23 protein-coding genes are annotated in these 22,188 nt (G+C 73.2%); 6 read left to right on the forward strand and 17 right to left on the reverse strand.

The features are described from left to right. The first annotated feature begins 146 nt into the window (after positions 1–146). On the forward strand, positions 147–2,216 hold the full coding sequence (locus ACIBCT_RS24180; protein ID WP_399192082.1) for a bis-aminopropyl spermidine synthase family protein: 2,070 nt from the start codon (positions 147–149) through the stop codon (positions 2,214–2,216). Here the strand turns inward: ACIBCT_RS24180 and ACIBCT_RS24185 are convergent. From ACIBCT_RS24185 to ACIBCT_RS24260, 16 genes are all read right to left on the reverse strand, one after another. Continuing rightward, a complete protein-coding gene (locus tag ACIBCT_RS24185) occupies positions 2,182–2,796 on the reverse strand; it encodes a hypothetical protein (protein WP_399192084.1) in 615 nt (204 codons plus the stop codon). The genes ACIBCT_RS24180 and ACIBCT_RS24185 overlap by 35 nt on opposite strands. Positions 2,797–2,834: 38 nt before the next feature. After that, positions 2,835–3,674 carry a hypothetical protein gene (locus ACIBCT_RS24190; RefSeq protein WP_399192086.1) on the reverse strand — a complete coding sequence of 280 codons (840 nt, stop codon included), beginning with the start codon at positions 3,672–3,674 and terminating at the stop codon, positions 2,835–2,837. After that, on the reverse strand, positions 3,671–4,390 hold the full coding sequence (locus tag ACIBCT_RS24195) for a VIT1/CCC1 transporter family protein (RefSeq protein ID WP_399192087.1): 720 nt from the start codon (positions 4,388–4,390) through the stop codon (positions 3,671–3,673). The genes ACIBCT_RS24190 and ACIBCT_RS24195 overlap by 4 nt, the downstream gene beginning before the upstream one ends. A gap of 97 nt (positions 4,391–4,487) precedes the next feature. Continuing rightward, complete coding sequence (gene lgt / locus ACIBCT_RS24200) at positions 4,488–5,993, reverse strand: prolipoprotein diacylglyceryl transferase (RefSeq protein ID WP_399192089.1); 1,506 nt, start codon at positions 5,991–5,993, stop codon at positions 4,488–4,490. Positions 5,994–6,019: 26 nt separating this feature from the next. Further along, positions 6,020–6,784, reverse strand: a complete 765-nt coding sequence (locus ACIBCT_RS24205; RefSeq protein WP_399192091.1) for a thioredoxin domain-containing protein — start codon at positions 6,782–6,784, stop codon at positions 6,020–6,022. Beyond that, entirely contained in the window at positions 6,784–7,317 is a 534-nt protein-coding gene (locus tag ACIBCT_RS24210; protein WP_399192093.1) for a MauE/DoxX family redox-associated membrane protein, read from the reverse strand. The genes ACIBCT_RS24205 and ACIBCT_RS24210 overlap by 1 nt, the downstream gene beginning before the upstream one ends. Before the next feature lie 264 nt (positions 7,318–7,581). Continuing rightward, a complete protein-coding gene (gene trpA, locus ACIBCT_RS24215; RefSeq protein WP_399192095.1) occupies positions 7,582–8,376 on the reverse strand; it encodes a tryptophan synthase subunit alpha in 795 nt (264 codons plus the stop codon). A 59-nt stretch (positions 8,377–8,435) separates the two neighbouring features. Next, positions 8,436–9,626, reverse strand: a complete 1,191-nt coding sequence (gene trpB, locus ACIBCT_RS24220; RefSeq protein WP_399192279.1) for a tryptophan synthase subunit beta — start codon at positions 9,624–9,626, stop codon at positions 8,436–8,438. A 57-nt stretch (positions 9,627–9,683) separates the two neighbouring features. Next, complete coding sequence (gene trpC, locus ACIBCT_RS24225; RefSeq protein WP_399192097.1) at positions 9,684–10,493, reverse strand: indole-3-glycerol phosphate synthase TrpC; 810 nt, start codon at positions 10,491–10,493, stop codon at positions 9,684–9,686. A gap of 169 nt (positions 10,494–10,662) precedes the next feature. Beyond that, positions 10,663–11,130: a DUF2752 domain-containing protein gene (locus ACIBCT_RS24230; protein ID WP_399192099.1), complete on the reverse strand. Its 468-nt coding sequence runs from the start codon at positions 11,128–11,130 to the stop codon at positions 10,663–10,665. Positions 11,131–11,310: 180 nt separating this feature from the next. Further along, positions 11,311–11,823 (reverse strand): DUF4190 domain-containing protein, encoded by a 513-nt coding sequence (locus tag ACIBCT_RS24235; protein ID WP_399192101.1) that lies wholly within the window; start codon positions 11,821–11,823, stop codon positions 11,311–11,313. Between the two features lie 129 nt (positions 11,824–11,952). Further along, positions 11,953–12,558, reverse strand: a complete 606-nt coding sequence (locus ACIBCT_RS24240; RefSeq protein WP_399192103.1) for a TIGR02234 family membrane protein — start codon at positions 12,556–12,558, stop codon at positions 11,953–11,955. Next, positions 12,555–12,902 (reverse strand): phosphoribosyl-AMP cyclohydrolase, encoded by a 348-nt coding sequence (hisI, locus tag ACIBCT_RS24245; RefSeq protein ID WP_399192105.1) that lies wholly within the window; start codon positions 12,900–12,902, stop codon positions 12,555–12,557. The genes ACIBCT_RS24240 and hisI overlap by 4 nt, the downstream gene beginning before the upstream one ends. A gap of 192 nt (positions 12,903–13,094) precedes the next feature. After that, on the reverse strand, positions 13,095–14,051 hold the full coding sequence (ppk2, locus tag ACIBCT_RS24250; RefSeq protein ID WP_399192107.1) for a polyphosphate kinase 2: 957 nt from the start codon (positions 14,049–14,051) through the stop codon (positions 13,095–13,097). Between the two features lie 179 nt (positions 14,052–14,230). After that, on the reverse strand, positions 14,231–16,003 hold the full coding sequence (locus ACIBCT_RS24255) for an ABC transporter ATP-binding protein (RefSeq protein WP_399192109.1): 1,773 nt from the start codon (positions 16,001–16,003) through the stop codon (positions 14,231–14,233). Between the two features lie 52 nt (positions 16,004–16,055). Beyond that, on the reverse strand, positions 16,056–17,843 hold the full coding sequence (locus ACIBCT_RS24260; RefSeq protein WP_399192281.1) for an ABC transporter ATP-binding protein: 1,788 nt from the start codon (positions 17,841–17,843) through the stop codon (positions 16,056–16,058). A 254-nt stretch (positions 17,844–18,097) separates the two neighbouring features. Here ACIBCT_RS24260 and ACIBCT_RS24265 point away from each other — a divergent pair, with 254 nt between their 5' ends. From ACIBCT_RS24265 to ACIBCT_RS24280, 4 genes are all read left to right on the forward strand, one after another. After that, positions 18,098–18,730: a TIGR03085 family metal-binding protein gene (locus tag ACIBCT_RS24265; RefSeq protein ID WP_399192111.1), complete on the forward strand. Its 633-nt coding sequence runs from the start codon at positions 18,098–18,100 to the stop codon at positions 18,728–18,730. Between the two features lie 63 nt (positions 18,731–18,793). Then, positions 18,794–19,069 (forward strand): hypothetical protein, encoded by a 276-nt coding sequence (locus tag ACIBCT_RS24270; protein ID WP_399192113.1) that lies wholly within the window; start codon positions 18,794–18,796, stop codon positions 19,067–19,069. 343 nt (positions 19,070–19,412) lie between these two features. Next, positions 19,413–19,574, forward strand: coding sequence for a hypothetical protein (locus tag ACIBCT_RS24275; protein WP_344904412.1), 162 nt, complete (start codon positions 19,413–19,415; stop codon positions 19,572–19,574). 610 nt (positions 19,575–20,184) lie between these two features. Continuing rightward, the gene (locus ACIBCT_RS24280; protein WP_399192283.1) at positions 20,185–20,559 is read left to right on the forward strand and encodes a putative Ig domain-containing protein; all 375 of its coding nucleotides are present in this window, start codon (positions 20,185–20,187) and stop codon (positions 20,557–20,559) included. A 182-nt stretch (positions 20,560–20,741) separates the two neighbouring features. On the opposite strand, the gene ACIBCT_RS24285 is transcribed toward ACIBCT_RS24280, so the two are convergent. Beyond that, positions 20,742–21,344, reverse strand: a complete 603-nt coding sequence (locus ACIBCT_RS24285) for an LGFP repeat-containing protein (RefSeq protein ID WP_399192115.1) — start codon at positions 21,342–21,344, stop codon at positions 20,742–20,744. Positions 21,345–21,675: 331 nt separating this feature from the next. On the opposite strand from ACIBCT_RS24285, the gene ACIBCT_RS24290 reads away from it, so the two are divergent. Next, complete coding sequence (locus ACIBCT_RS24290) at positions 21,676–22,071, forward strand: hypothetical protein (RefSeq protein WP_399192117.1); 396 nt, start codon at positions 21,676–21,678, stop codon at positions 22,069–22,071. Positions 22,072–22,188: the final 117 nt, after the last annotated feature.

Raw genomic sequence — 22,188 nt, forward strand, 5'->3', positions numbered from 1 at the left:
CCTGCTGCGTGGTGGGTAGAGGTTACCGTACCCTGCCGGATAACTGCCTACCCGGTCTTGGTAGCGCGAATTAAGGGCGATTCGCCCGTTTCATTGAACGCGCTCCGGCGGCACGACATTCCAGGTCGGGGCTCTAAGGTGGCCTGATGGAACCGAGCGTCCCCGTGCCGTCGGGCGAGCCCGCCGATCTGACAACCGCCACCACCGCGGGCCCCTCGGGCGTGTCGGGGAACGCCCCGGACTCCGCCTCGGGTCCCGCGCCCGATCGGGCCTCCGCGTCCGATCCCGATCAGGTCTCCGCGTCCGGTTCCGGCCAGGCCCGCCCTTCCGATCCCGATCGAGCCCCCGCCGCGCCCGGTCCCGCTCCGGCGCTCGCCGCCCTCGCGGCCTCCGCCGCCGCCGGCCCTCCCTGCGCCTCCGGGCCCGGCGAGGGGGCCATGGCGCTCGTCGCGCGGGCGGGCATCGACGGCAGGCGGCTGCGGAACGCGCTGGTGGCGCTGTCGGACGGCCGCTGGTGGACGCTCGCCGACCTGGTCAGGGAGACCGCGACGTCCCGGCGGACCGTCGAGGAGCTGCTGCGCGAGGTGGACGAGCGGCTGGAGAGGTCCGGGGCCCGCTTCCGGCTCCCCTCCGCGCCCGCTGCGCCGTCCGGGACGCCGGGCACATCGGGGACGCAGAGGACACAGGGGCCGGGGCCCGGCGCCGTCTCCCCGGCGGACCCGGTCGCGCATCTCCTGCCCGGCCACGCCGACCTGGTCGCGCTGATGGACGAGCTGATCGCCAAGGCGCCCCGGGGCCGCCACGCGCTGGACCACGTCGCCGCCACCGGGGAGACCGTGGTCCGGCGGGCCCTGCTGCTGGACGCCCGGTTCTGGCTGGACGGCGCCCGGCTGCTCTGCGTGGGCGACCACGACCTGACCTCGCTGGCCACCGCCCTGCTGCACCCGGGCGTCGAGGTGACCGTGGCCGACATCGACGAGCGCATCCTCGCCTACATCTCCGACCAGGCCGACCGGCTGGGCCTGGCCGTGCGGACCCGCTGGGCCGACCTGCGGCTGGGCCTGCCCGCCTCGGCGCACGCCTGGGCGGACCTGGCGATCACCGACCCGCCCTACACCCCCGAGGGGGTCGCGCTGTTCGTCGCCCGCGGCGCCGAGGGGTTGCGCGACCGCGACCGCGGCCGGATCCTGCTGGCGTACGGGGCCAGTGAGCGCACCCCCGCGCTCGCGCTGAAGGTGCAGCAGGCCCTGTCCGGGCTCAACCTCGTCAACGAGGCGATCTACCCGGACTTCAACCGCTACCTCGGCGCCGAGGCGATCGGCTCGGCCGCCGACCTGTACGTCCTGCGTCCCACCACGAAGACCTGGCCCGCCGTGGCGTCCCGCGTCGAGGCCGCCGCCACCGCGATCTACACCCGGGGCCCGCAGTCGGTGGAGTCGGCCGGCTCCCCCGGCGCGTCCTCCCCCGCCACGGCGCCCCCTTCCGCGCCCGCCTCCGCCACGGCCGCCGGCGGGCGGGACCCCGGCGCGGACGACGGTTTCGTGCCGGAGGTGCTGGTGGGCGACTGGCCGCGGGACGTGCTGCCCAGGCTCCCCCGGGCGCGCCTGACGACCTGGCTGGCCAAGCCGTACGCCAGCGACCCGGCCCGGGTGGCGATCTCCGTCCCGGCCGGGCTGGAGGCCGCGCTGCCCCGGCTGCTGCTGGCCACCCGGGCCCGGGAGGTGCGCGTCACCCTGGCCTCGGCCGTCCGCGAGCTCCCCGCCGACCTGCTCTCCCCCGTCTACCGGCTCACCGCCGAGGGCACCGGCGTCCGCGCCGTACGGGTGGCACCGCCCGTCCCGGGAGCCGGAAGGCCCGGGAGCACCACGACCGCGCCGGACACCGCGCGGGACCGGGACGCCGAACCGGCCGGGGACACCGCGCGGGCCGGGAACGCCGCGCGGGCCGGGAACGCCGAGCCGGCCGGGGACGCCGAGCGGATCCTGCGCCGGATCCTGGACAACGCGCACGGCAAGCTCGCCAACACCTGGCGCGAGGCCCTGATCGGCGCCCGGGGCGACCTGACGAAGAAGCAGGCCAGGGCGGTCGTCACCGCCGTCGCCCCCTGGGCGGCCGACGTCACCGTGCTGGAGCTGCCCGCCCACCGCCTGCTGGAGCTCCCGGCCGCGGTGCGGGACTCCCTCAGCGCACCAGCCGTCGCTGGATCACCAGGCTGAGGCCGTCCAGCGCCACCTGTGGGTAGGTGAGGTCGGGCCGCTTCCCCTGCACCACGGGGCCCACCCAGCTCACCGTGACGAAGTGGCCCAGCGCACGGACCTGGGCCCAGCCGTGCGCGCCGTCGAGGCCCCCGGGCGCGCCGGGGGCCGGGCGGACGAAGCCGTCGCGCCCGAGCGCCGCCACCAGGGCGTCCGCGGCGGCCGAGTCGGCGAGGTTGAAGATCACGAACTGGCCCCAGACCGTGCCGTCCTCGGTCTCGTACCGGGCCCGCAGCACCTGGGTGCAGCCGCCGAGCGCGTCCCGCGCGCCTCCCCAGGCGGCCTCGGCGCAGTCGGCGAGGTCCTCGGTGCCCTGGAGGGCGAGCCGGGTGGTGCCCGCCGACACCGTCGGCCGGTCGAACAGCTCGGCGACGGTCAGCGGCCGGGGGTCGAGGACGCGGGTGGCGATGGGCGCGTAGTGGGCGGTGCCGGTCTCGGCGCGCAGGACGGCCGCGCGCGGTGCGGGCTCGTCCCCCAGCCACAGGAAGATCCCGGCCCCCGCGACCACGGCCAGGACGACGACGGTGATCCACGTGCGCATGACGACAGAGCCTACTGTGACGCGCGGTGCATCGGTGACTACCTGGAGGGAGCCGGGACCGGGGCCACGGCGACGATCCGGCGGAAGATCGCCTTCTCGGTGCCGCGGACCGTCAGGGCCAGGGAGACGAAGTCGTCCCTGGGGGTCGGCTCGGCGCCGTCGGCCCGGCTGAACCAGACCAGCCCGGCGTAGTGGCCCATGGCGTGACCGCTGGACTCGGTGTGGCCACCGGAGGGGAACGCGGCCCTGGCCGACTCCAGCGGCCGTACCCAGCCGCCCCGGTGCAGGGTGGTCAGGCCGTTCACCAGCGCGTCGGCCGAGGCGGCGTCGCGGAGGTTGAACAGCGTGTACTGGGCGACGTATCGGCCGTCGGCGCTGGCGTACAGGCCCCTGGCCACCTGGGTGCAGCCGCCCCGGACGAGCAGGTCGACGACCCCCTGCCCCCAGACCGCGCCCGCGCAGTCGCTCTCCAGCCGGGTGCCCGCCAGCCGCAGCGTGGTCCTGCCCTCCTTGAGGGTCCGGGCGGGGAAGAGCTCCTTGAGCGTCAGCGGCCGGGGGTCGGCCTTGCTCTGCGCGATGGGCCCGAACACCGCCGAGGAGGGCCAGCCCCGGTAGGCGTCGGGCCGCGGCTCGGTGCCGATGACCGAGGCGGTGGCCCGCTCGGGCTCGAAGTCGTTGCCGATCGCGGAGATCCCCATGGTGAGGGCGACCGCGGCGATCAGCACGCCCGCCACCGAGCCGAGGATCAGCAGCAACCGCTGCTGGGTGCGGGTCAGGCCCCACTCCTCCAGCCGGGGGATGCTCCACGACTCCGCGGGGCCGGAGGAGCGGCGGCGTTTGCGGGCGGGGGCGGGAGGGGGGGTGGCGGGGGTGGTCACAGTCCGGTTCCTCCCAGCAGGGTGCCCAGGGCGAAGGTCAGGGCCGCGGCGACCACGCCCACCACGAGCTGGCGCAGCCCGCTGTACCACCAGCTGCGCGCGGTGACCCGGGAGACGAGCGCGCCCGCGCCGAACAGCGCCAGGCACGAGATCACCGCCGAGGCCACCAGGCTGGTGACGCCCAGCAGGTACGGCAGGAGCGGCAGGAGCGCGCCCACGGCGAACGACAGGAACGAGGAGACGGCCGCGGTCCTGGGCGAGGGCAGGTCCCGGGAGGTCACCCCCAGCTCGGCCTCGGAGTGCACCTCCAGCGCCGTCTCCGGGTCCATCGAGATCTGCCGGGCCACCTCGGCGGCCACGGCCGGGTCGACGCCCCGGTCCCGGTAGAGCTTGGCCAGCTCCTCCTGCTCGGCCTCGGGGTGGCGTTCGAGCTCGCGCCGCTCGATGGCGATCTCGGCCAGGGCCAGCTCGCGCTGACTGGCCACCGACACGTACTCGCCTCCGGCCATGGAGAACGCGCCCGCCGCCAGGCCCGCGACGCCCGCCAGCACGATGACCCGGGTGCCGGCGCCGCCGCCGGCGACCCCCGCGATCAGGGCGAAGTTCGAGACCAGGCCGTCCATCGCGCCGAACACCGAGGGACGCAGCCAGCCGCCGTTGACGTCACGGTGCTGGTGGTGCATCTCGGCGCCCTGCCGGGGGGCCTCCTCGTTCATCCCGCCCTCCGGCGCGCGGGGCGCCCGTGCCGTGCCCGGCACGGGAAGGTCCCCGCGCCGGGCGATCCGGTGACCCGGACCATGGATGGACGGAACGTCAACGTCGTTCTTTCCCGCCCTCGGGAACGGTCTCGGCCGCGTCCTGCTCACCGCGGTCGCCCCCGGCCACGGCCGGTACGGCGTCACCGCGCACCGCCCCGGAACCGGTGGCACCGTCGGCCGTGGCGGGACCCGCGACCGTGGCGGACCCGCCGGTCCCCGCGGGACCGTCGATCCCAGGGGTGCCGGCGATCCCGGCGGAGCCACCGGCCGTGGCGGGACCGCCGGTCCTCGCGGGCCCGTCGATCTCGGAGGCCTCCGCCTGGTCGGCCGGGTGGGCCGGATCCGCGGACGCCGGATCGGCGGGGGTTGCCGGGACGTCTGCGGCGAGCGTGCCCGGTGACGGCACGGACGCGCTCGAAGCGGACGCGGGCGTCCCCTCCCGGGCCGCCGCGCTCACGGCCTTCTCGGCGGGCTCGGCCTGGTCGGAGGGGTGCGCCGGGTCGACGAGGCCCTCCTCGCCGGGAGTGGCCAGGGCCGTGGCGGTGCCGGTGGTGCCGGTGGTGGTGCCCGGAGAAGTGCCGGTGGTGCCGGTGGTGCCGCCTCCCGGGGGCGTCCCCGTGGCGGTGTCGTCCCCGGCGCCCTCCCGGACGCCGCCGGCGGTGAGGTCCTCGGGGTTCTCGTGGTCCTCGCGGTCCTCGTCCGACGCCACGGCCCCGTCCGGGACGCCCCCGCCGGTCCCCGCGGGGAGCACCGGCTCGTCGTCGGTCCTGTTCCTGGCGTACCAGAAGTAGATCATCGCCCCGATGAACACGATGATCGAGGTCCACTGGTTGAGGCGCAGGCCGAGGATGTGGTGGGCGGTGTCGACCCGCAGCCCCTCGATCCAGAAGCGGCCCACGGTGTAGCCGGCGACGTAGAGCGCGAACAGGCGCCCGTGGCGGAGCGCGAACCTGCTGCCCGCCCAGATGAGGATGACCCCCAGGCCCAGGTCCCAGATCGACTCGTACAGGAACGCCGGGTGGTAGGTGTCCTCGCCCGGCACCGTGCCCGGCCGGTCGGGGTCGATCTCCAGGCCCCACGGCAGGTCGGTGGGGCTGCCGAACAGCTCCTGGTTGAAGTAGTTGCCCCAGCGGCCGATGCCCTGGGCGATCACGATGCCGGGGGCGATGGTGTCGGCCACCGCGGTGAGCGAGAGGCCCGCCCGCCGGCAGGCGATCCAGACGCCCACGCCGCCCAGCGCGACCGCGCCCCAGATGCCCAGGCCGCCGTTCCAGATGAACAGCGCCTCGTACGGCTCGTTCGGCGCGTCCGCCCCGAAGTAGAGCTGCCAGTCGGTGAGGACGTGGTAGATGCGCCCGCCGACCAGGCCGAACGGCACGGCCCAGACGGCGAGGTCCACGATCGTTCCCGGCTGGCCGCCGCGGGCTCGCCAGCGGCGTTCACCGATGACGACCGCGACGACGACGCCGAGCACGATGCACAGTGCGTAGGCCCGGATGGGGACCACGCCGAAGAGGTGCCAGACCCCCTGGGAGGGGCTGGGAATCGAGGCGAGGGGCATGTCAGGTGACGTTACCGTGTCGCGCGCTACTTGGCGGCATCCAGAACGGCCTGGCGTAGCTCGGCGGGTTTGAAGGCGACCTCGATGTCCACCTCGCTGCCGTTGAGCTTCAGCGTCGGCGTGCCGCTGAGCTTCTGCCCCTCCATGACCTTGGTGCTGTAGGCGGCGTGCGCGGCCGCCTTCTCCTGGCTGGTCACGCAGGCGTCGAACCCGGCGTCGGTCACGCCGGCCTCCTTGCCCCAGGCGATCAGGTCCGGGATCGCGAAGCCCTCCGCGGTCTCCGAGGGCTGCTCCTTGAACAGCTTGTCGTGGAACGCGCTCCAGGGGGCTCCCCCGGGGATGCAGCGGGCCGCGGCGGCGGCGCGCACCGAGTTCGCCCGGGTGACGCCCTTGTTGGTCTGCTGCGGGAAGATCGTGATCGGGTGGAAGACGACCTTGGCCTTGCCCTCGGCCGCCAGGTTCTTGATCGTGGGGCCGCTGGTCTCCTCCAGCGCCCTGCAGGCCGGGCACTGGAAGTCCTCGTAGACGTCCAGGACCGGCTTCTCCACGCCGGGCCTGGCCATGACCACCGAGCCGTCGGCGGCCACGGTGATCGGCGCGAGAGTGGCGGCGACCTGCTCGGACCTGCTGCTCTGGGCGGCGAACCACCAGCCGCCGCCGACCGCGGCCAGCGCGATGACCGCAACCGTCCCGGCCGTCAACGCCCGCTTGCGCCGGTCCTTGTTCCTCTGTTCCTCGCGCTGTGACTTGATGCGATCACGCGCCGACTGCTCCCGCGCGGCCTTGCCCATCAGTCCGTCTCCTTTTCGTGGGGCTCCTCGTCGTCGTCGCCCTCGAAGTCGTCGTACGGTTCCTGGCCGGGGGTCAGCCCCAGCACGGAGTCCAGCGCGAAGCGACCCGGCGGGAACCAGGCGACGAACACGCCGAGCGCGAAGAGACCGAAGTCACGCAGGATGTCGATCAGGTAGTCGGGTTCCACGCCCGCCGCCAGCCGGCCGCCGCCGCCGAAGCAGCCGCAGTCGATGCGCAGCCCGCGCGCCCACGCCGAGGCGATGCCGATGACGAACGCCAGCATCAGCAGTGCCGAGACGACGGCCGCCGTCCGGGTGAGCAGCCCGACAACCAGCAACACCCCCACGACGATCTCCAGGATCGGCAGGCCGTAGCCGACCACCGTGGCGAGCGATTCAGGGAGCAGCTCGTATGCCTCGACCGCCTGGACCGAGAGCGCCGGGGTGCCGATCTTGCCCCAACCCGCGACGATCAGCACGCCCGCCAGCACCAGCCGCGAGACGGTCGTCACCCAGCGTAGCGCCGAAATCACGATACGCGACCTATTGGGCGCGGGCTGTTTGCGGTCACGACCACCATTCTCCTTTTCCGGGGACCGGGCACGAACGGCTCCGGCGAACGCACGGTACCGAGGAAAACCTCATCACGGACCGGATAAGCGTTGAATAAGCCTGCCCGACGGACACGGAGCGTGACAAGGGCCCGGTCCCCGCGCGGAGGTGACACCGGCGGCCCCGGACGGGGCCGGTGCCGTACGCGCGGGACCGGGCGGTCGCGCCCGTGACCTTCGGGTCCGTCAGCCGCGGACGCCGGCCGCCAGCTCGGCGCCCAGCTCGCGGACCGCGGCCAGGCCCGAGGCCTCGTCGGGGGCGTCCAGCACGCGGCGGATGAACGCCGAGCCCACGATGACGCCGTCGGCGTAGGCCGCGACCTCGGCGGCCTGGCGGCCGGTGCCGACGCCCAGGCCGACGCAGACCGGGAGCGAGGTGTGCGGGCGGGTGCGCTCGACCAGGCCCTGGGCGGCCTCGCCGACCGAGTCGCGGGCTCCGGTGACGCCCATCAGCGAGGCCGCGTAGACGAAACCGGTGCAGCTGTCGGCGACGGCCTGGATGCGCGCCCGGGTGGAGCTGGGCGCGACCAGGAAGACGGTGTCGATCCCGGCCGCGGCGCTGGCCTCGCGCCAGGGCCCGGCCTCCTCGGGGGTCAGGTCGGGCGTGATGGTGCCCACCCCGCCCGCGTTCGCCAGGTCGCGGGCGAAGCGCTCGGCGCCGTAGCGGTCGATCGGGTTCCAGTACGTCATGACCAGGGTGGCGGCGCCCGTCCTGGCGACGCCCTCGACCGTGCGCAGCACGTCGGCGATGCGGGTGCCGTTGGTCAGCGCCCGGTGGACCGCGTCCTGGATCGTCGGGCCGTCCATGAGCGGGTCGGAGTAGGGCAGGCCGATCTCGATCACGTCGCAGCCCGCCTCCACCATCGCGGTGGCGACGGCGACGCCGCCCTCCTTGGTGGGGAACCCCGCGGGGAGGTACCCGATGAGGGCGGCGCGGTCGTCCGCCTTGGCCTTGGCGAACACCGTCTGGAGAGTCGTCATCGTTGCTTCCGTTGCGGGTCGTCCTCCCCGGCCGTGGCGGAGGGGAAGAGGGTCGGTCGTCAGAGGTTGAAGTACTTCATGGCGGTGCCCATGTCCTTGTCGCCCCGGCCAGAGAGGTTGACCAGGATGGTGGCGTCCGGGCCCATCTCGCGGCCGAGCTTGAGGGCTCCGGCCAGCGCGTGCGAGGACTCGATCGCGGGGATGATGCCCTCGGTACGGGCCAGCAGCGAGAAGGCGTCCATCGCCTCGGCGTCGGTGATGCCGTGGTAGGTGGCGCGGCCGGTGTCCTTGAGCCAGGCGTGCTCGGGGCCGACGCCGGGGTAGTCGAGCCCGGCCGAGATCGAGTGCGACTCGACCGTCTGGCCCTCGTCGTCCTGGAGCACGTACGTGCGCGAGCCGTGCAGCACACCGATGGAGCCCTCGGTGAGGGTCAGGGCGTGCTCGCCGCTCTCCAGGCCGCGCCCGCCCGCCTCGTAGCCGTGCAACTGGACGTCGCGGTCGCCGATGAAGGCGTGGAAGATGCCGATGGCGTTGGAGCCGCCGCCGACCGCGGCGGCGACCGCGTCCGGCAGGGCGCCGGTGAGCTCCAGCATCTGGCGGCGGGCCTCGACGCCGATGATGCGGGCGAAGTCGCGGACGATCTCGGGGAACGGGTGCGGGCCGGCGATCGTGCCGAACAGGTAGTGGGTGCGGTCGACGTTGGCCACCCAGTCGCGGAACGCCTCGTTGATGGCGTCCTTGAGGGTCTGGCTGCCGTTGGTGACCGGCACGACGGTCGCGCCGAGCAGCTTCATCCGGGCGACGTTGAGCGCCTGGCGCTCGCAGTCCACGGCGCCCATGTAGATCACGCACTCCAGGCCCATCAGGGCCGCGGCGGTCGCGGTGGCGACGCCGTGCTGCCCGGCGCCGGTCTCGGCGATCACCCGCGTCTTGCCCAGCCGCTTCGTCAGCAGGGCCTGGCCGAGCACATTGTTGATCTTGTGGGCGCCGGTGTGGGTCAGGTCCTCGCGCTTGAGGATGATCCGGGCGCCGCCCGCCTGCTCGGCGAAGCGGGGCACCTCGGTCAGCGTGGTGGGACGCCCGGCGTAGGTGCGCAGCAGGTGGTCGAACTCCCGCAGGAAGGCCACGTCGTTCTTGGCCCTGTCGTACTCCGCGGCGACCTCGTCCAGGGCGGGGATCAGCGCCTCCGGCACGTAGCGCCCGCCGAAGACGCCGAACTTGCCGTGCACGTCGGGGTCGTCGCCGTGCACGCCGTTGCCCGCGAGGTCCGCGGTGGTGAGGACGGTTCCGTCGTGAGTCGTCACTGCTTACTGCCCCTCGGGTCGGGATGCGGGATGGGCACCGGCGGTGACCAGGTCGACCACGGCGGCCCGCGGGTCCTTGCCGGTCACCAGGCTCTCGCCGACCAGGACGGCGTCGGCGCCGGCCCTGGCGTAGGCGAGCAGGTCGTGGGGGCCGCGCACGCCCGACTCGGCGATCTTGATGACGCCCTCGGGGATCTTGGGGGCGAGCTTGGCGAACACCTCGCGGTCCACCTCCAGCGTCTTGAGGTCGCGCGCGTTGACACCGATGAGCCGGGCACCGGCGGCCAGCGCCCGCTCCAGCTCCTCCTCGGTGTGCACCTCGACCAGCGGGGCCAGCCCGATCGACTCGGCCCGCTCGATGAGCGAGACCAGCGCGTTCTGGTCCAGGGCCGCGACGATCAGCAGCGCCAGGTCGGCACCGTAGGCGCGGGCCTCCCACAGCTGGTAGGAGGTGACGATGAAGTCCTTGCGCAGCACCGGGATGTCGACGACGGCGCGTACCGCGGCCAGGTCGTCGAGGCTGCCGCCGAAGCGGCGCCGCTCGGTGAGCACGCTGATGACGTGGGCGCCGCCCGACTCGTAGTCACCGGCCAGCGCGGCGGGGTCGGCGATCGCCGCCAGGGCCCCCTTGGACGGGCTGGAGCGCTTGACCTCGGCGATGACCGCCACCTGGTCGCCGCCCAGCGCCGCGTACGCGTCGCGCGGGGCGGGCGCCTTGGCGGCCCGCTCCTTGAGCTCGGCCAGCGACACCCGCTCCTGCCGCTCGGCCAGGTCGGCGCGGACTCCCTCGAGGATCTCTTCGAGCACGCTCACTTGCCCTCCCCGCGAAGCTCGGAGGCCAGGCTCGCGAACGCCGTCGTGTCCGTGGTTCGCTCGCTCCGCTCGCTCACGAGTAAGGCCCCTCCCGATCGACTGCCCTTGTCCCGCCGATGGTATCGGCCCGGCCGCACTCACCCGGCCACGGGGTGAGACCTATAGGTGACTATGGGGCTAGGAATTCCCCAAAAGGAAGATTTCGTGCTATCCAAAATGCGAAGGTCACGGCGAGCAATGACCACGCGTACACGGGTCGCACGGATATCCCGGACATCCGGGATATTCTGGGATATCCGGGATATCCGGGATACCGCCCGCCGTCCGGGTCCGGGGCGCCACCGCGCCAGGCGCGCAGCGTCCACCGGCCCCAGAGGGCGGCCAGCACCGGGATCATGATCACGACCAGCGGGTTGAACCCCAGGGCCGCCGGCAGATCGCCGTGCGCGAGCGCGTGCACCGCCCGCAACCCGCCGCAGCCGGGGCAGTACAGCCCGGTGAGCATGAGGAACGGGCAGGGGGGATAGTGGCCCGGCTCGCCGGGGTCGACCGCGGCCACGAAGGCCACCGCGGCGCCCGCCAGCGCCGCGACCCCCAGCGCCGCCGCGCGCGATCCCGCCGTACGGCTCGTCGGCACGATCCGTCAGCACCTCCCACCGGTGATCGGCTCCCGGCCGGCCAGCCTACCCGCGCGGGGTCCCGATGCCCGTGAACCGGGACGTCCGCGACTCCCGGCCCGCGTCCCCGGTCCACGTCCCGGGCCCGCATCCCCGGGTCCGCGTCCCCGGCCGTGTCGGGGGCTCGCGAGGATCCCTCCTCAGCCGCCGCTCAGCAGGGCGGCACCGCCGAGAGTGCCGACCAGCACCAGCCACAGCAGGGCCAGACCCAGCCAGCACACGACCCCGAAGTAGGACAGCGCCAGCCCTGCGACGGCCATGCCCCGCCCCTCCTCGCCGGTCCGCTTGATCTGCCCCATCGAGATGTGGCCGAGCACGACGCCCACGATCGAGGGGAGGCCGCAGGAGAACAGCCCGACGATGCCCATGACCAGCGCGGCGATGGCCATGCCGTTGTTGCCCCGCTGCTGCGGCGGGCCGTAGCCGCCGTAGTTGCCGTAGGGGTCGTACCCGCCCGGCCCGTACTCCCCGCCGGGCCCGTAGCCACCCGGCCCGTACCCGCCGGCGGGGTCGTATCCCCCGGCCGAACCGTATCCGCCCGGGGAACCGTAACCGCCCGTGGAGCCGTAACCGGAGGAACCCTTGTCCGGGGAGCCATAGCCGCCGTTCTCCGGAGGCTGCCCATAACCACCGGACTGATTGCCATAGCTCATAACGACTCCCGATTATCCGAGTTGCGGGCGAAATACTAGCCAAAATACGTTCGGTACGGCGGGGTACGGCCGACAGGACGAGCGGCCGGTGAGCATGTCACGGCCTTCGGGTACCGGAACGGGGCCCGCTCAGCTTTCCCGGGGGTCCGGGCCGGCCGTCGGGTCGGTCCCCTCGTCGAGGGCGTCCCAGAGCGCCCGCTCGCTCGGGACGCCGCGCGCCGAGGAGGCCGGGGCGGGACGGCCGGTGGCGGGGCCGGCCCCCGGACGGTCGTAGCGGCCGGACATGCCCGGCCAGAGATCACCTTTCAGGAGCGCCACCAGCCCCGCGACCAGCAGGAGCGCTCCCCCGGCTCCGGCGACGATCGGCCAGGCCGGGACCGCGACGACCTGCGGGACCGTGCCCGCGGCCGTCGGCGCCCGCTCGGCGGCGAGGCGCAACGCGGCGTCCGTGCCGCTCCCCGACCAGGAGGCGGCGATCACCCCGGCGCCGCAGAGCGCCAGCACCGCGCCGACGAGGGCGCGCCAGAGGCCGCCCGTCGCGAGCACGGCGACCGCCGCGGCGAGCGCCGCCCAGGCCGCGGGCCCCAGCGCGGGGACCAGCTCGGCGGCGGACAGGGCGACCTGCCGGGTGCCGTACGTCACGGTGAACCAGTCGCGCCCGGCGGCGAGCAGCACCGGCAGGGCGCCCGCCACGCAGGCCGCCGGCCAGATCCACCGCCCGCGTCCGGCCGTCATGCCCGGGTCACCGCCAGCTCCCCGGCGTCGAAGCAGGTCCGGTCGCCGGTGTGGCAGGCGGCGCCCACCTGGTCGACCTTGAGCAGGAGGGTGTCCCCGTCGCAGTCGAGCGCGGCGGACCTCACGTGCTGGACGTGACCGGAGGTGTCGCCCTTCACCCAGTAGGAACCGCGGCTGCGCGACCAGTAGGTGGCCCTGCCGGTGGTGAGCGTGCGGTGCAGCGCCTCGTCGTCCATCCAGGCGAGCATCAGCACCTCGCCGGTGTCGTACTGCTGGACCACGGCGGGGACGAGCCCGTCGGCGGTGCGCTTCAGCCGGGCGGCGATGGCGGGGTCAAGGGGCATGCCGCAATTGTGCCGCACCGGCGGGACGGTCCGGCGCCCGGCACGTCCACCCCCGGACGAGCGCCCGGCACGTCCGTCCCCGGGCGGGCACCCCGCGCCCCCGTCCCGGACCGCGGCCCGGCGTGTCCGTCCGGGAACCCGCACGTCCCGCCCGGACACGGCCCGGTACGGATGGACGGCGGACGCGGGTGCTCAGTTCGAGCGGTCGTCGTCGAGCACGTCGGCGGCGTGGACCACGATCTTCGGATCGGGGGAGCCGACGACCTTGTGGTCCTTGTTGTCGTACTCGAACAGGCTCAGGACGTGCCGCATGGCCTCGATCCTGGCGCGCTTCTTGTCATTGCTCTTGATCACCGTCCACGGAGCCTCCTCCGTGTCGGTGTTGACGAACATGTCCTCCTTGGCCTCGGTGTAGTCGTTCCACTTGTCGAGCGACTTCAGGTCCATCGGCGAGAGCTTCCACTGCCGCACCGGGTCGACCTGCCGGATCACGAACCGGGTGCGCTGCTCCGAGCGCGACACCGAGAACCAGAACTTCACCAGGTGGATGCCGTCGCGGACGAGCATCCGCTCCAACGCCGGAGCCTGTTCCAGGAACTCCAGGTACTCCTCGGGGGTGCAGAACCCCATCACCCGCTCGACACCGGCGCGGTTGTACCAGGAGCGGTCGAAGAAGACCATCTCCCCCGCGGCCGGCAGGTGGGCGATGTAGCGCTGGAAGTACCACTGGGTGCTCTCGCGCTCGTTCGGCTTCTCCAGCGCCACCACGTTGGCCCCGCGGGGGTTGAGGTGCTCCATGAAGCGCTTGATCGTGCCGCCCTTGCCGGCCGCGTCCCGCCCCTCGAAGAGGACGACCAGCCGGCCGCCGTTGTCCTTGATCCAGTACTGCAGCTTGAGCAGCTCGATCTGGAGCAGCCGCTTGAGCCGGTCGTACTCCGCCCGGTCCATCCGCTCGGAGTAGGGGTACCTCTCCCGCCAGGTGTCGACCGGAGATCCGTCCACCCGCACCAGGACGGGATCGTCGTCATCGTCGTCGTCGACCCGCAGGTCCGCCAGCTCGTCGAGCAGGTCGCTGCGCTCCATGACCTCTCGGACGTCCGGGACGGGCGGCTGCCCGCCCATGGGCTCTTCGCCCACTGCCTCTGTCATCGGTCCCTTCCCCAGGACGGAACGTGGGATCCGTCCGTCCCTGCCTCTACCTCACCGTGACCAGGCTAATCCTCGACGCGGGGACGGTCTTGACCGGCCGTGCCCCGTCACCGGGACCGGCCGTGACCCTGCCACCGGTCCCGGGAGCCGGGACCGGCCGCGGGGCGTCCAAGGGGCGTCTAGGAACGGGCCGAGGAGGCCCAGGAGGCGTACAGGTCGGCGTAGACGCCGGGCTGCCGCAGCAGCTCGGCGTGCGGGCCGCGCTGCACGATCCGGCCGCGGTCGAAGACGAACACCTCGTCCGCGGCCTCGGCCGTGGAGAGCCGGTGGGCGATGGAGACCGCGGTACGCCCCCGGGTGGCGCCCTCCAGGGCGCGGGCCAGCCGCACCTCCGTGGCCGGGTCCACCGCCGAGGTGGCCTCGTCCAGCAGGAGCAGGTCCGGGTCGGCCAGGTAGGCGCGGGCCAGCGCGACGAGCTGGCGCTCACCCGCCGACAGCGACTCGCCGCGCTGGCCGACCCTGGTCCCCAGGTCGGCGGGCAGCCCCTCCAGCCAGTCGGTGAGCCCCAGCTCGGTGAGGGCCAGCCGGATCTCCGCCTCGGTCGCCGAGGGCCTGCCGAAGGCGATGTTCTCCGCGAGGGTCCCGTCGAACAGGAACCCGTCCTGGGGCACCATGACGATCCTGCGGCGCAGTGAGGAGAACCGCACGTCGCGCAGGTCGTGGCCGTCGACGGTGATCCGCCCCGACACCGGGTCCATCAGGCGGGTGAGCAGCTTGGCGAAGGTCGTCTTGCCCGAGCCGGTCTCCCCCACCACGGCGACCCGCGAGCGCGGCGTGATGTCGGCAGAGACCCCGTGCAGCACCGGAACCCCGCCCGGGTAGGAGAAGCCGACGTTCTCGAAGGAGACCGAGATGGGGCCGCGCGGCAGGTCGACGCCGTCGTCGCCCGGGTCGGCGACGTCGGCCGGGGTGTCGAGCACGCCGAGGATGCGCCGCCACCCGGCGACGGCGTTCTGCGCCTCGTTGAGCACCTCCGTCGCCATCTGCATCGGCGAGACGAACAGCGTGATCAGGAACAGGAAGGCCACCAGGCGTCCCTCGCTGATGTCGCCCGCCAGCCCGATCCTGACCCCGACCAGCACCAGCGCGGCCAGCGCGACGGCCGCGACGATCTCGGTCAGCGGGAACACGGTCGCCACGATCCGCTGGGTGCGGGCCTGGGCCGCCTTGTTGGCCTCGATCGCGGCGTCCAGCCGCTCGGCCGTACGGGCCTCCGAGCCGTGCGCCCTGATCACCGCGGCGCCCACCACGGCCTCGCTGACGGCCGACAGCATGTCGCCGGTGCGCTCGCGCACCCGGGTGTAGGCGCCCGACAGCCACCGCTGGAAGCGCGGCAGGACGACCATGAGCGGCAGGAAGCAGGCCCACACCACCAGGGCGAGCTGCCAGGAGTAGACGAACATCAGCACGGTGGCGACCAGCAGCTGCCCCAGGGCGATGATGATCATCAGCCCGCCCCACTGCATGAACGTGCTGATCTGGTCGACGTCGCCGGTCACCCGGGAGACGAGCGCGCCGCGCCGCTCGGAGTTCTGGGTGAGCACCGACAGGTCGTGCACGTGCCGGAAGCCGCGCACCCGCAGCGTGGCCAGCGAGGACTCGGTGACCCGGTACAGGCGCACGTTCATCAGGTACGCGCACAGCGCGGTGAGCACCACGGCGGCGGCGCACACCAGCACCGTGGCGCGGACGTAGGCCAGGTCGGGGGTGGGCCCGGCGAGCCCGGTGTCGATGGTCTGCTGGACGGCGATCGGCACGATGATCTTGCCGACCGTGGCGACCACGGCCAGCGCGAGCGTCCCGGCCAGTCCCCGGCGGAACTCCGGCGTGAGCGACAGCCCGTGCCGGACGGTGGCCAGGCCGGAGCGCTCGATCCCCTGGAACGCGCTCATCGGAGCCCCCCGTCCCGCGGGCCGTGGGCGGCCGGGTCCCGGTCGTACTCCCTCACGCGCTGACCTCTTCCTCGTGTTCCGCGGCGAGCGCCTCGCGCTCGGCGCCCTGACGTTCGTAGGCGGTGACCAGGTTGCGGTAGCCCTCGCAGCGCGCGAGCAGCTCCTCGTGCGAGCCCCGGTCGGTGACCCGGCCGTGGTCGAGGTAGACGACCTCGTCGGCCAGGGCGATGGTGGCCATCCGGTAGGCGATCACGACGACCGTGGAGACCTGGGCCGCGTCCCGCAGCCCGAACAGGATCCTCGCCTCCACCTGCGGGTCGACGCTGGAGGTGGCGTCGTCCAGGATCAGCAGCCTGGGGCGGCGCACCAGCGCGCGGGCCAGGGCGATCCGCTGGCGCTGGCCACCGGACAGGGTGGTGCCGCGCTCGCCGACCATGGTGTCCAGCCCCGAGGGCAGGGCGCTGACGAACCCGTCGGCCTGGGCCAGCCGCAGCGCGGCCCAGATCTCCTCGTCGGCGACCGGCAGGCCCAGGGCGACGTTGCCGCGCACGGTGTCGTCGAACAGGAACGTCTGCTGTGGCACCAGGGCGACCGCGCCGCTGACGCCTCCCCTGGCGACCTCGCGCAGGTCGGTGCCGTCCACCAGGACGGCGCCCGAGGCCGGGTCGACCAGGCGGACGAAGGTCTGGGCGAGCGTGGACTTGCCCGAGCCGGTGGGGCCCACCAGGGCCACGGTCCGGCCGGGCTCGACCTCCAGGCTCACCTCGTGCAGGACGGGGAAGTCACCGTCCCCGTAGGCGTAGGCCAGCTCGCGCACCTCCAGCCGGGCCGGGTCGGTGCCGGGCAGCCCGGCCGTGCCGTGCTCCATGGACCCGCTGGCGTCCAGCACGGCCCGGATCCGCTCGTAGCCGACCACCGAGCGGGGCAGCTCGGCGAGCACCCAGCCCAGCGCCCGGATCGGGAAGGCCAGCAGGGTGAACAGGTAGGCGACCTGGACGAGCACCCCGGAGCCGATCGCGCCGCTCTCCAGCCGCATCGCGCCGATCATCAGCACCGCGAGCACGCCCAAGGTGGGCAGCGCCTCCAGCACCGGGTCGAACAGGCCGCGGACCCGGCCGACGGCGATGTTGGCGTCGCGCAGCTCGTGGGCCTTGGCCGTGAACCTGGCGGTCTCCTCGTCCTCGCGGCCCAGGGTCTTGACGACCAGGGCGCCGTCGAAGCTCTCGTGGGCGATCTCGCTGACCTCGGCGCGCAGCTGCTGGGCGCGGGTCGCCAGCGGGTTGAGCCTGCGCTGGTAGACCAGGTTGAGCACGGCGATCGCCGGGAAGACCAGGAAGCCCACCAGGGCCAGGACCGGATCGGTGATCACCAGCGCGACCGCGGCGGTGACGAGCATCACCACTACGCCGACCGCCATCGGCAGCGGGGCCAGCGGCGCCCAGGCGGCCTCGACGTCGGAGCTGGCGTTGGACAGCAGCTGCCCGGTCGGGTGCCGGTGGTGCCAGGCCAGCGGGAGCCGCAGGTACTGGCGGGTGACGTCCCGGCGGGAGCGGGCCTGCATCCGGTACTGCATGACCCCGGCGAAGTAGCGCCGGCCGGCCACCCCCAGCGCCTTGAGCAGGGACACGCCCAGGATGAGGAGCGTCCCGGCCACGAGGGTGCCGGTGGTGATGTCCCCCTGGCGGAAGGCGGGGAGCACGACGTGGTCGGTGGCCCAGCCGAGCGCCCACGCCGCGGCGACGGTCATCACGCCGTACAGGGCGCTGGACAGGACCGCCGCGGTGAAGATCGACTTCTCTGCGCGGACGGCCACCCCGAGGACACCGAGCCCCCGGCGCATGACTGCGGTGGTCACCTTGCTCGACACGCGGGGGATGTCCCTTCGGAGAAGATTGTTTCAAGCCTGTTTCTACCTAAGTCCCTATCACAGATGATCATGCGGTTATTCCCGACCTGTTCGGCGAGTTCCCCACCCCGCGCCTCGGCCCCCCGTACGGCGGCGTTGGTAGAATGATCGATCGACCTCCTCCCTAGTGCCGCAGGCGGGGGTTCGAGCCCCGGAGCCCGCGCTCCGGACCGCCACGGAGGTATCCGATGTCCCACGCCAGCTCCGAGCGCGCCGCGCTCGCCGACCTGTTCACCCGGCTCGGCCCGGACGCCCCCACCCTGTGCGAGGGATGGACCACCTTCGACCTCGCCGCCCACCTCGTGCTCCGCGAGCGCCGCCCCGACGCCGCCGGGGGCATCCTGCTCAAGCCGCTGGCCGGGCACACCGCCAGGGTGCAGGAGGCCCTCAAGTCCACCAAGGGCTACACCGGCCTCGTCGAGCTGGTGCGCTCCGGACCGGGCGGGCTCTACCGGGTGCCGGGCCTGGACGGGATGGTCAACACCACGGAGTACTTCGTCCACCACGAGGACGTACGGCGTGCCCAGCGGGTCTGGGAGCCGCGCGAACTCTCCGGCGACCTCGAGGAACGGTTCTGGAAGCAGGTGCGCGCGGGCATCCGGGTGTTCCTGCGCCGCTCCCCCGTCCGCGTGATCCTGCACCGCATCGGCGGGGGCGTGGCCATCGGCGGCCCCAGGGACGCCACGCAGCAGGTCGAGGTGACCGGCCGGGCCGGGGAACTGCTGCTGTTCTGCTTCGGCCGCCAGTCGCACGCCAAGGTCGACGTCAGCGGCGACGACGATGCCGTCGCCCGGCTGATGGACGCCCCCCTGGGCGTCTGAGACCGCCGTGAAAGCATCCCGGCTCGCGCGTTAGGACCCCTGCCTCCCGGGAAATCGGTGGCGATGAGCCTCACGAGCGATGACTACAGCGTCCACATCGACGGCCACACGGTGGAGGTGACCGGCAAGACCGGTCCCGTCCACGCCCGCTGGACCCTCCTGGTCGACGGCCGGGAGATCGACAGCGCCAAGGCGGCCGGAGACTTCACCCTCAAGGGCACCATGCCGGACGGTTCCGCCGTCCACGCCGAGGTGCACCAGAGCCTGATGGGCCCCACGGAGGTCGTGGTATACCACCGTGACCAGGAGGTCACGCGGTTCCACGGCTTCGTCGCGTGACCCCTGCCCCCACGACGGACCGTCCGGGCGGCGGGCTCCGGCCCGCCGCCCCCGCCCGGAGCCGCGCGCGGGCCACCGGAGCCCCTCGCGAGCGTCCCGGATCGGTCACGGTCCCCCCGGAGGCGTAGCCCTACCGGTATACCTGGCAGTGAACATTGGACAGGATCGCCTCGCGACCGCACCATGGCGGGTGTGACCTATGCCAGACTCACGACCGGACCACGGCTCGTCCCCGTGGGCCGGGTATGATCATCAAAATCCGGGAGCCACCCGGGCCGCAGATGCCAAAGATCGATAAAATTCGGGTATATACGGCTGGGATTGGAACTGCCAGGAGGCCCCCATGCAGGTCAAGAAGGTCCTCACCTACCTCGCGGTAGCGTTCGTGGTCTTCTATCTGTTCACCAAACCCGCCGAAGCGGCGAGTGCGGTCAACGGAGTCTTCGACGGAATCGTGACCGGAGCGGATCGATTGGCTCTGTTCGTCACCCGAGTGCTCAACTGACCGTCGGGCGAGGCCCGGCCCCGCCCTGAACCATCGTCACCGCGCTCCCGGCCGATCCACGGGGGAGCGCGAACCTCTCCCGGACCCCGGACCGCCACACGATCGCCCAGCCCTTCCCGGAAACGACGCGCGGCCACCGCGACGACGGCACTCCGGCCGGTGACCCCGGTACCAGGCCACACCCCCCTCCGCCGCCCGAAGCCGCGCGGCCCCACCGTACAGAGCGGTACGGACACACCTCGCACGACGTGACATCGTCACCCGTACGGCGAACGCCCTGACCCGATCATGGGTGACCGCGGAGGGCATCGAGGCGCTCCCTTGATGATCTCTCCGGCATCGTGAGGGCAAGGTCCGTTTCTCGTACGGGGGATCGTCCATGCGGGGCAGTCAGGGTTTCTTCCGAGCCGGAATGATCATCGCCGGAGTCCTGGCGTACGGCCCCCCGGCCGCCGCGACGACCGTGCCACCGGCCACCGGCCGTCCCACGATCCCGGCCCCCGCCGCCCTTCAGGCCCCCCTCCAGGTCCCCCGCCCCGTCCCCGCCCCGGACCCGGACCCGTCCCTCCCCTTCCCCGGCTCCCCGGCCACCCCGGTACCCCCGACCACGATGGCCCCGACCGCCCCGACGCCTCCGACGAGGTCACGCCCCAGATCCCTCTCCCGGCCCGTCCCCCGCCCCCCGGCGGCCCACCCCGTCCTCGGCCGTTTCGGCGCCCCCGCCGGGCGGCCCCTGAGGGGCAGGATCACCGTGGCCGCCCCGGCAGGCGAGACGCCCGGCTTCAGGGTCCCCGACCCCACCCTGCTGCCCGCCGGGATCACGATCGACGCCGACGGCCTGCTCGGCGGCGCCTCCCGGGTGCCCGGCACCTGGACGGTCCCGGTCGAGGCGTGCACCCTCGCCGGAGGCTGCACCACCGGCACGGTCACGATCACCGTCACCCCCCGGTGCGCGGCCCCGCCCTCGCAGGCCCCCGGCGCCTGACCCCGCACCCACCGGTGTCCCACCCGTCAGCGGCCCTGTGAGCCGCGGGATCGAGCCCGCCCCCGCCGACCGGCTCGGCCCCGTCCCCGGACACCCCTGCCGACCGGCTCGGCCCCGTCCTCCGAACGCCCCCGCCGCCGTGACCCTCACCCGCTCCCCCGCGGCTCGCCGGACGCGACGGCTCAGTGCGCGACCCGGATGGACGTGGGAATGCTCCAGGGCCCGCAGTCGGAGCTGAACGTGCCGCGGTCACACCCCTGGACGACGAAGGCGAACCTGTTGACCTCGTGCCCGTTGGTGGTGCTGCACACGTCGCCGTCGCAGTAGGGCGTCATGACGTACTGGCCGCTCCACGGGGTCAACCGGCCGACCTTGGCCTGGGTGGCCCGGCCGCCGTCCTTGCTCCAGCGGACGTTGAAGAAGTCCCAGTCGCGCCCCACGCCACTCCATTTGAAGACGATTTTGTTCCCCTTCTCGTACACGCGCACCAGGGTGCCGTTGCCCAGGTTCGGAGACCAGACGATCTTGCCGTTACGGAAGGTCTGCCAGGAGCCGCGTTTGTCGGGGTAGCCGAACTCCTTGCTGGTGGGGCAGCCGTAGACGCTGCTCTGGCCACCGTTGGAGCGCCACAGACCGCCGATCAGGCTGCCCTCGGGTGCCACCAGTGACGCGTCGCACGCGCTGTGAGCGGTCGAGGCCTGCGCGCCGGTCGGCACGGCGAGAACGGTGGCGCTCGCCGCGACGGCGACGGCGAGACCGAGAAGTGAACGAGAGGCGCGGCCCATGGAAGTGGTCCTTTCGGGTGGGATTCGCTGTTGCCCCTCATATGTACGATGAGCCGCTTTCACCCCGGCATCCACGCCTTGAGAATGACTTGCAAGCCGCATATCCGACCTTACAAAGCCCTAATATCCCGACATATCCATAAATACATAGGAGGTCAAAATAAAGACGGGAACCCTGACGCTCCCGGCCCTCGCCCTGCTGCTCTGCGGATGCACCCTCGTCACCGGGCGGGACGCGTCCCCGGTGCCGTACGTGACCCCGTCGGCGCTGCTGCCAGAACCACCGTCACCACCGCCGTCGTCGTCCCCCCGGCCGGATCGGGAGAGGCAGGTGGCACTGCCGCCCCCCGAGGGAAAGGGCGGCCGCGACCCCGGCGACGTCAACGGCGACGGGGACGACGACCTCGCGGTCGACCTGGGCCACGACATCTTCGGCCCCGGCCGCGTCGAGCTGTTCCACGGCGGAGGCTCCGGGCTGCGTCGTAGCGGGAAGACGACTCAGCGGCTCGGGCCGGCCACAAGCCCGACCGGCCGGAAGGAGTCCGGCTCGAACCGCCGGGCAGAACTGCAGACGGCGGCCGACTACGACGGCGACGGCCGGGACGAGCTGGCGCTGACCTGGTCCGCCCCTCACTCCGAGGAATCGGGGTGGGAGCGGGGGCTGTCGGTGTGGTGGATCACGGACGGCACCCACGACGAGACCGTCTTCGGCACCGGCGGCTGGTGAGCGCGGCGCCGCACCGCGTCACGGGGGCCGTACCGTCGCCGAAGGGCCCGGCCCTGCGCTCCTTTCCGCAGGGGCGCTTCAGCTACGGCGGCTCCCCCGGGCCGTCCCGCAGGGAGG

It is taken from the genome of Streptosporangium sp. NPDC050855 (genome assembly GCF_044456585.1).
In the GTDB taxonomy this organism is placed as follows: domain Bacteria; phylum Actinomycetota; class Actinomycetes; order Streptosporangiales; family Streptosporangiaceae; genus Streptosporangium; species Streptosporangium longisporum.

Bases quoted from the DNA above. Each gene is read 5' to 3' on its own strand.
- ACIBCT_RS24195 (WP_399192087.1), bottom strand. From the start codon at position 4,390: ATGAACGAGGAGGCCCCCCGGCAGGGCGCCGAGATGCACCACCAGCAC.
- ACIBCT_RS24205 (WP_399192091.1), bottom strand. From the start codon at position 6,784: ATGGGCAAGGCCGCGCGGGAGCAGTCGGCGCGTGATCGCATCAAGTCA.
- ACIBCT_RS24275 (WP_344904412.1), top strand. From the start codon at position 19,413: ATGCAGGTCAAGAAGGTCCTCACCTACCTCGCGGTAGCGTTCGTGGTC.
- ppk2 (WP_399192107.1), bottom strand. From the start codon at position 14,051: ATGACAGAGGCAGTGGGCGAAGAGCCCATGGGCGGGCAGCCGCCCGTC.
- ACIBCT_RS24255 (WP_399192109.1), bottom strand. From the start codon at position 16,003: ATGAGCGCGTTCCAGGGGATCGAGCGCTCCGGCCTGGCCACCGTCCGG.
- lgt (WP_399192089.1), bottom strand. From the start codon at position 5,993: ATGCCCCTCGCCTCGATTCCCAGCCCCTCCCAGGGGGTCTGGCACCTC.
- trpA (WP_399192095.1), bottom strand. From the start codon at position 8,376: ATGACGACTCTCCAGACGGTGTTCGCCAAGGCCAAGGCGGACGACCGC.
- ACIBCT_RS24240 (WP_399192103.1), bottom strand. From the start codon at position 12,558: ATGACGGCCGGACGCGGGCGGTGGATCTGGCCGGCGGCCTGCGTGGCG.
- ACIBCT_RS24235 (WP_399192101.1), bottom strand. From the start codon at position 11,823: ATGAGCTATGGCAATCAGTCCGGTGGTTATGGGCAGCCTCCGGAGAAC.
- ACIBCT_RS24280 (WP_399192283.1), top strand. From the start codon at position 20,185: ATGGCCCCGACCGCCCCGACGCCTCCGACGAGGTCACGCCCCAGATCC.
- ACIBCT_RS24265 (WP_399192111.1), top strand. From the start codon at position 18,098: ATGTCCCACGCCAGCTCCGAGCGCGCCGCGCTCGCCGACCTGTTCACC.
- ACIBCT_RS24180 (WP_399192082.1), top strand. From the start codon at position 147: ATGGAACCGAGCGTCCCCGTGCCGTCGGGCGAGCCCGCCGATCTGACA.
- ACIBCT_RS24285 (WP_399192115.1), bottom strand. From the start codon at position 21,344: ATGGGCCGCGCCTCTCGTTCACTTCTCGGTCTCGCCGTCGCCGTCGCG.
- ACIBCT_RS24270 (WP_399192113.1), top strand. From the start codon at position 18,794: ATGAGCCTCACGAGCGATGACTACAGCGTCCACATCGACGGCCACACG.
- ACIBCT_RS24185 (WP_399192084.1), bottom strand. From the start codon at position 2,796: ATGCGCACGTGGATCACCGTCGTCGTCCTGGCCGTGGTCGCGGGGGCC.
- ACIBCT_RS24260 (WP_399192281.1), bottom strand. From the start codon at position 17,843: ATGCGCCGGGGGCTCGGTGTCCTCGGGGTGGCCGTCCGCGCAGAGAAG.
- hisI (WP_399192105.1), bottom strand. From the start codon at position 12,902: ATGCCCCTTGACCCCGCCATCGCCGCCCGGCTGAAGCGCACCGCCGAC.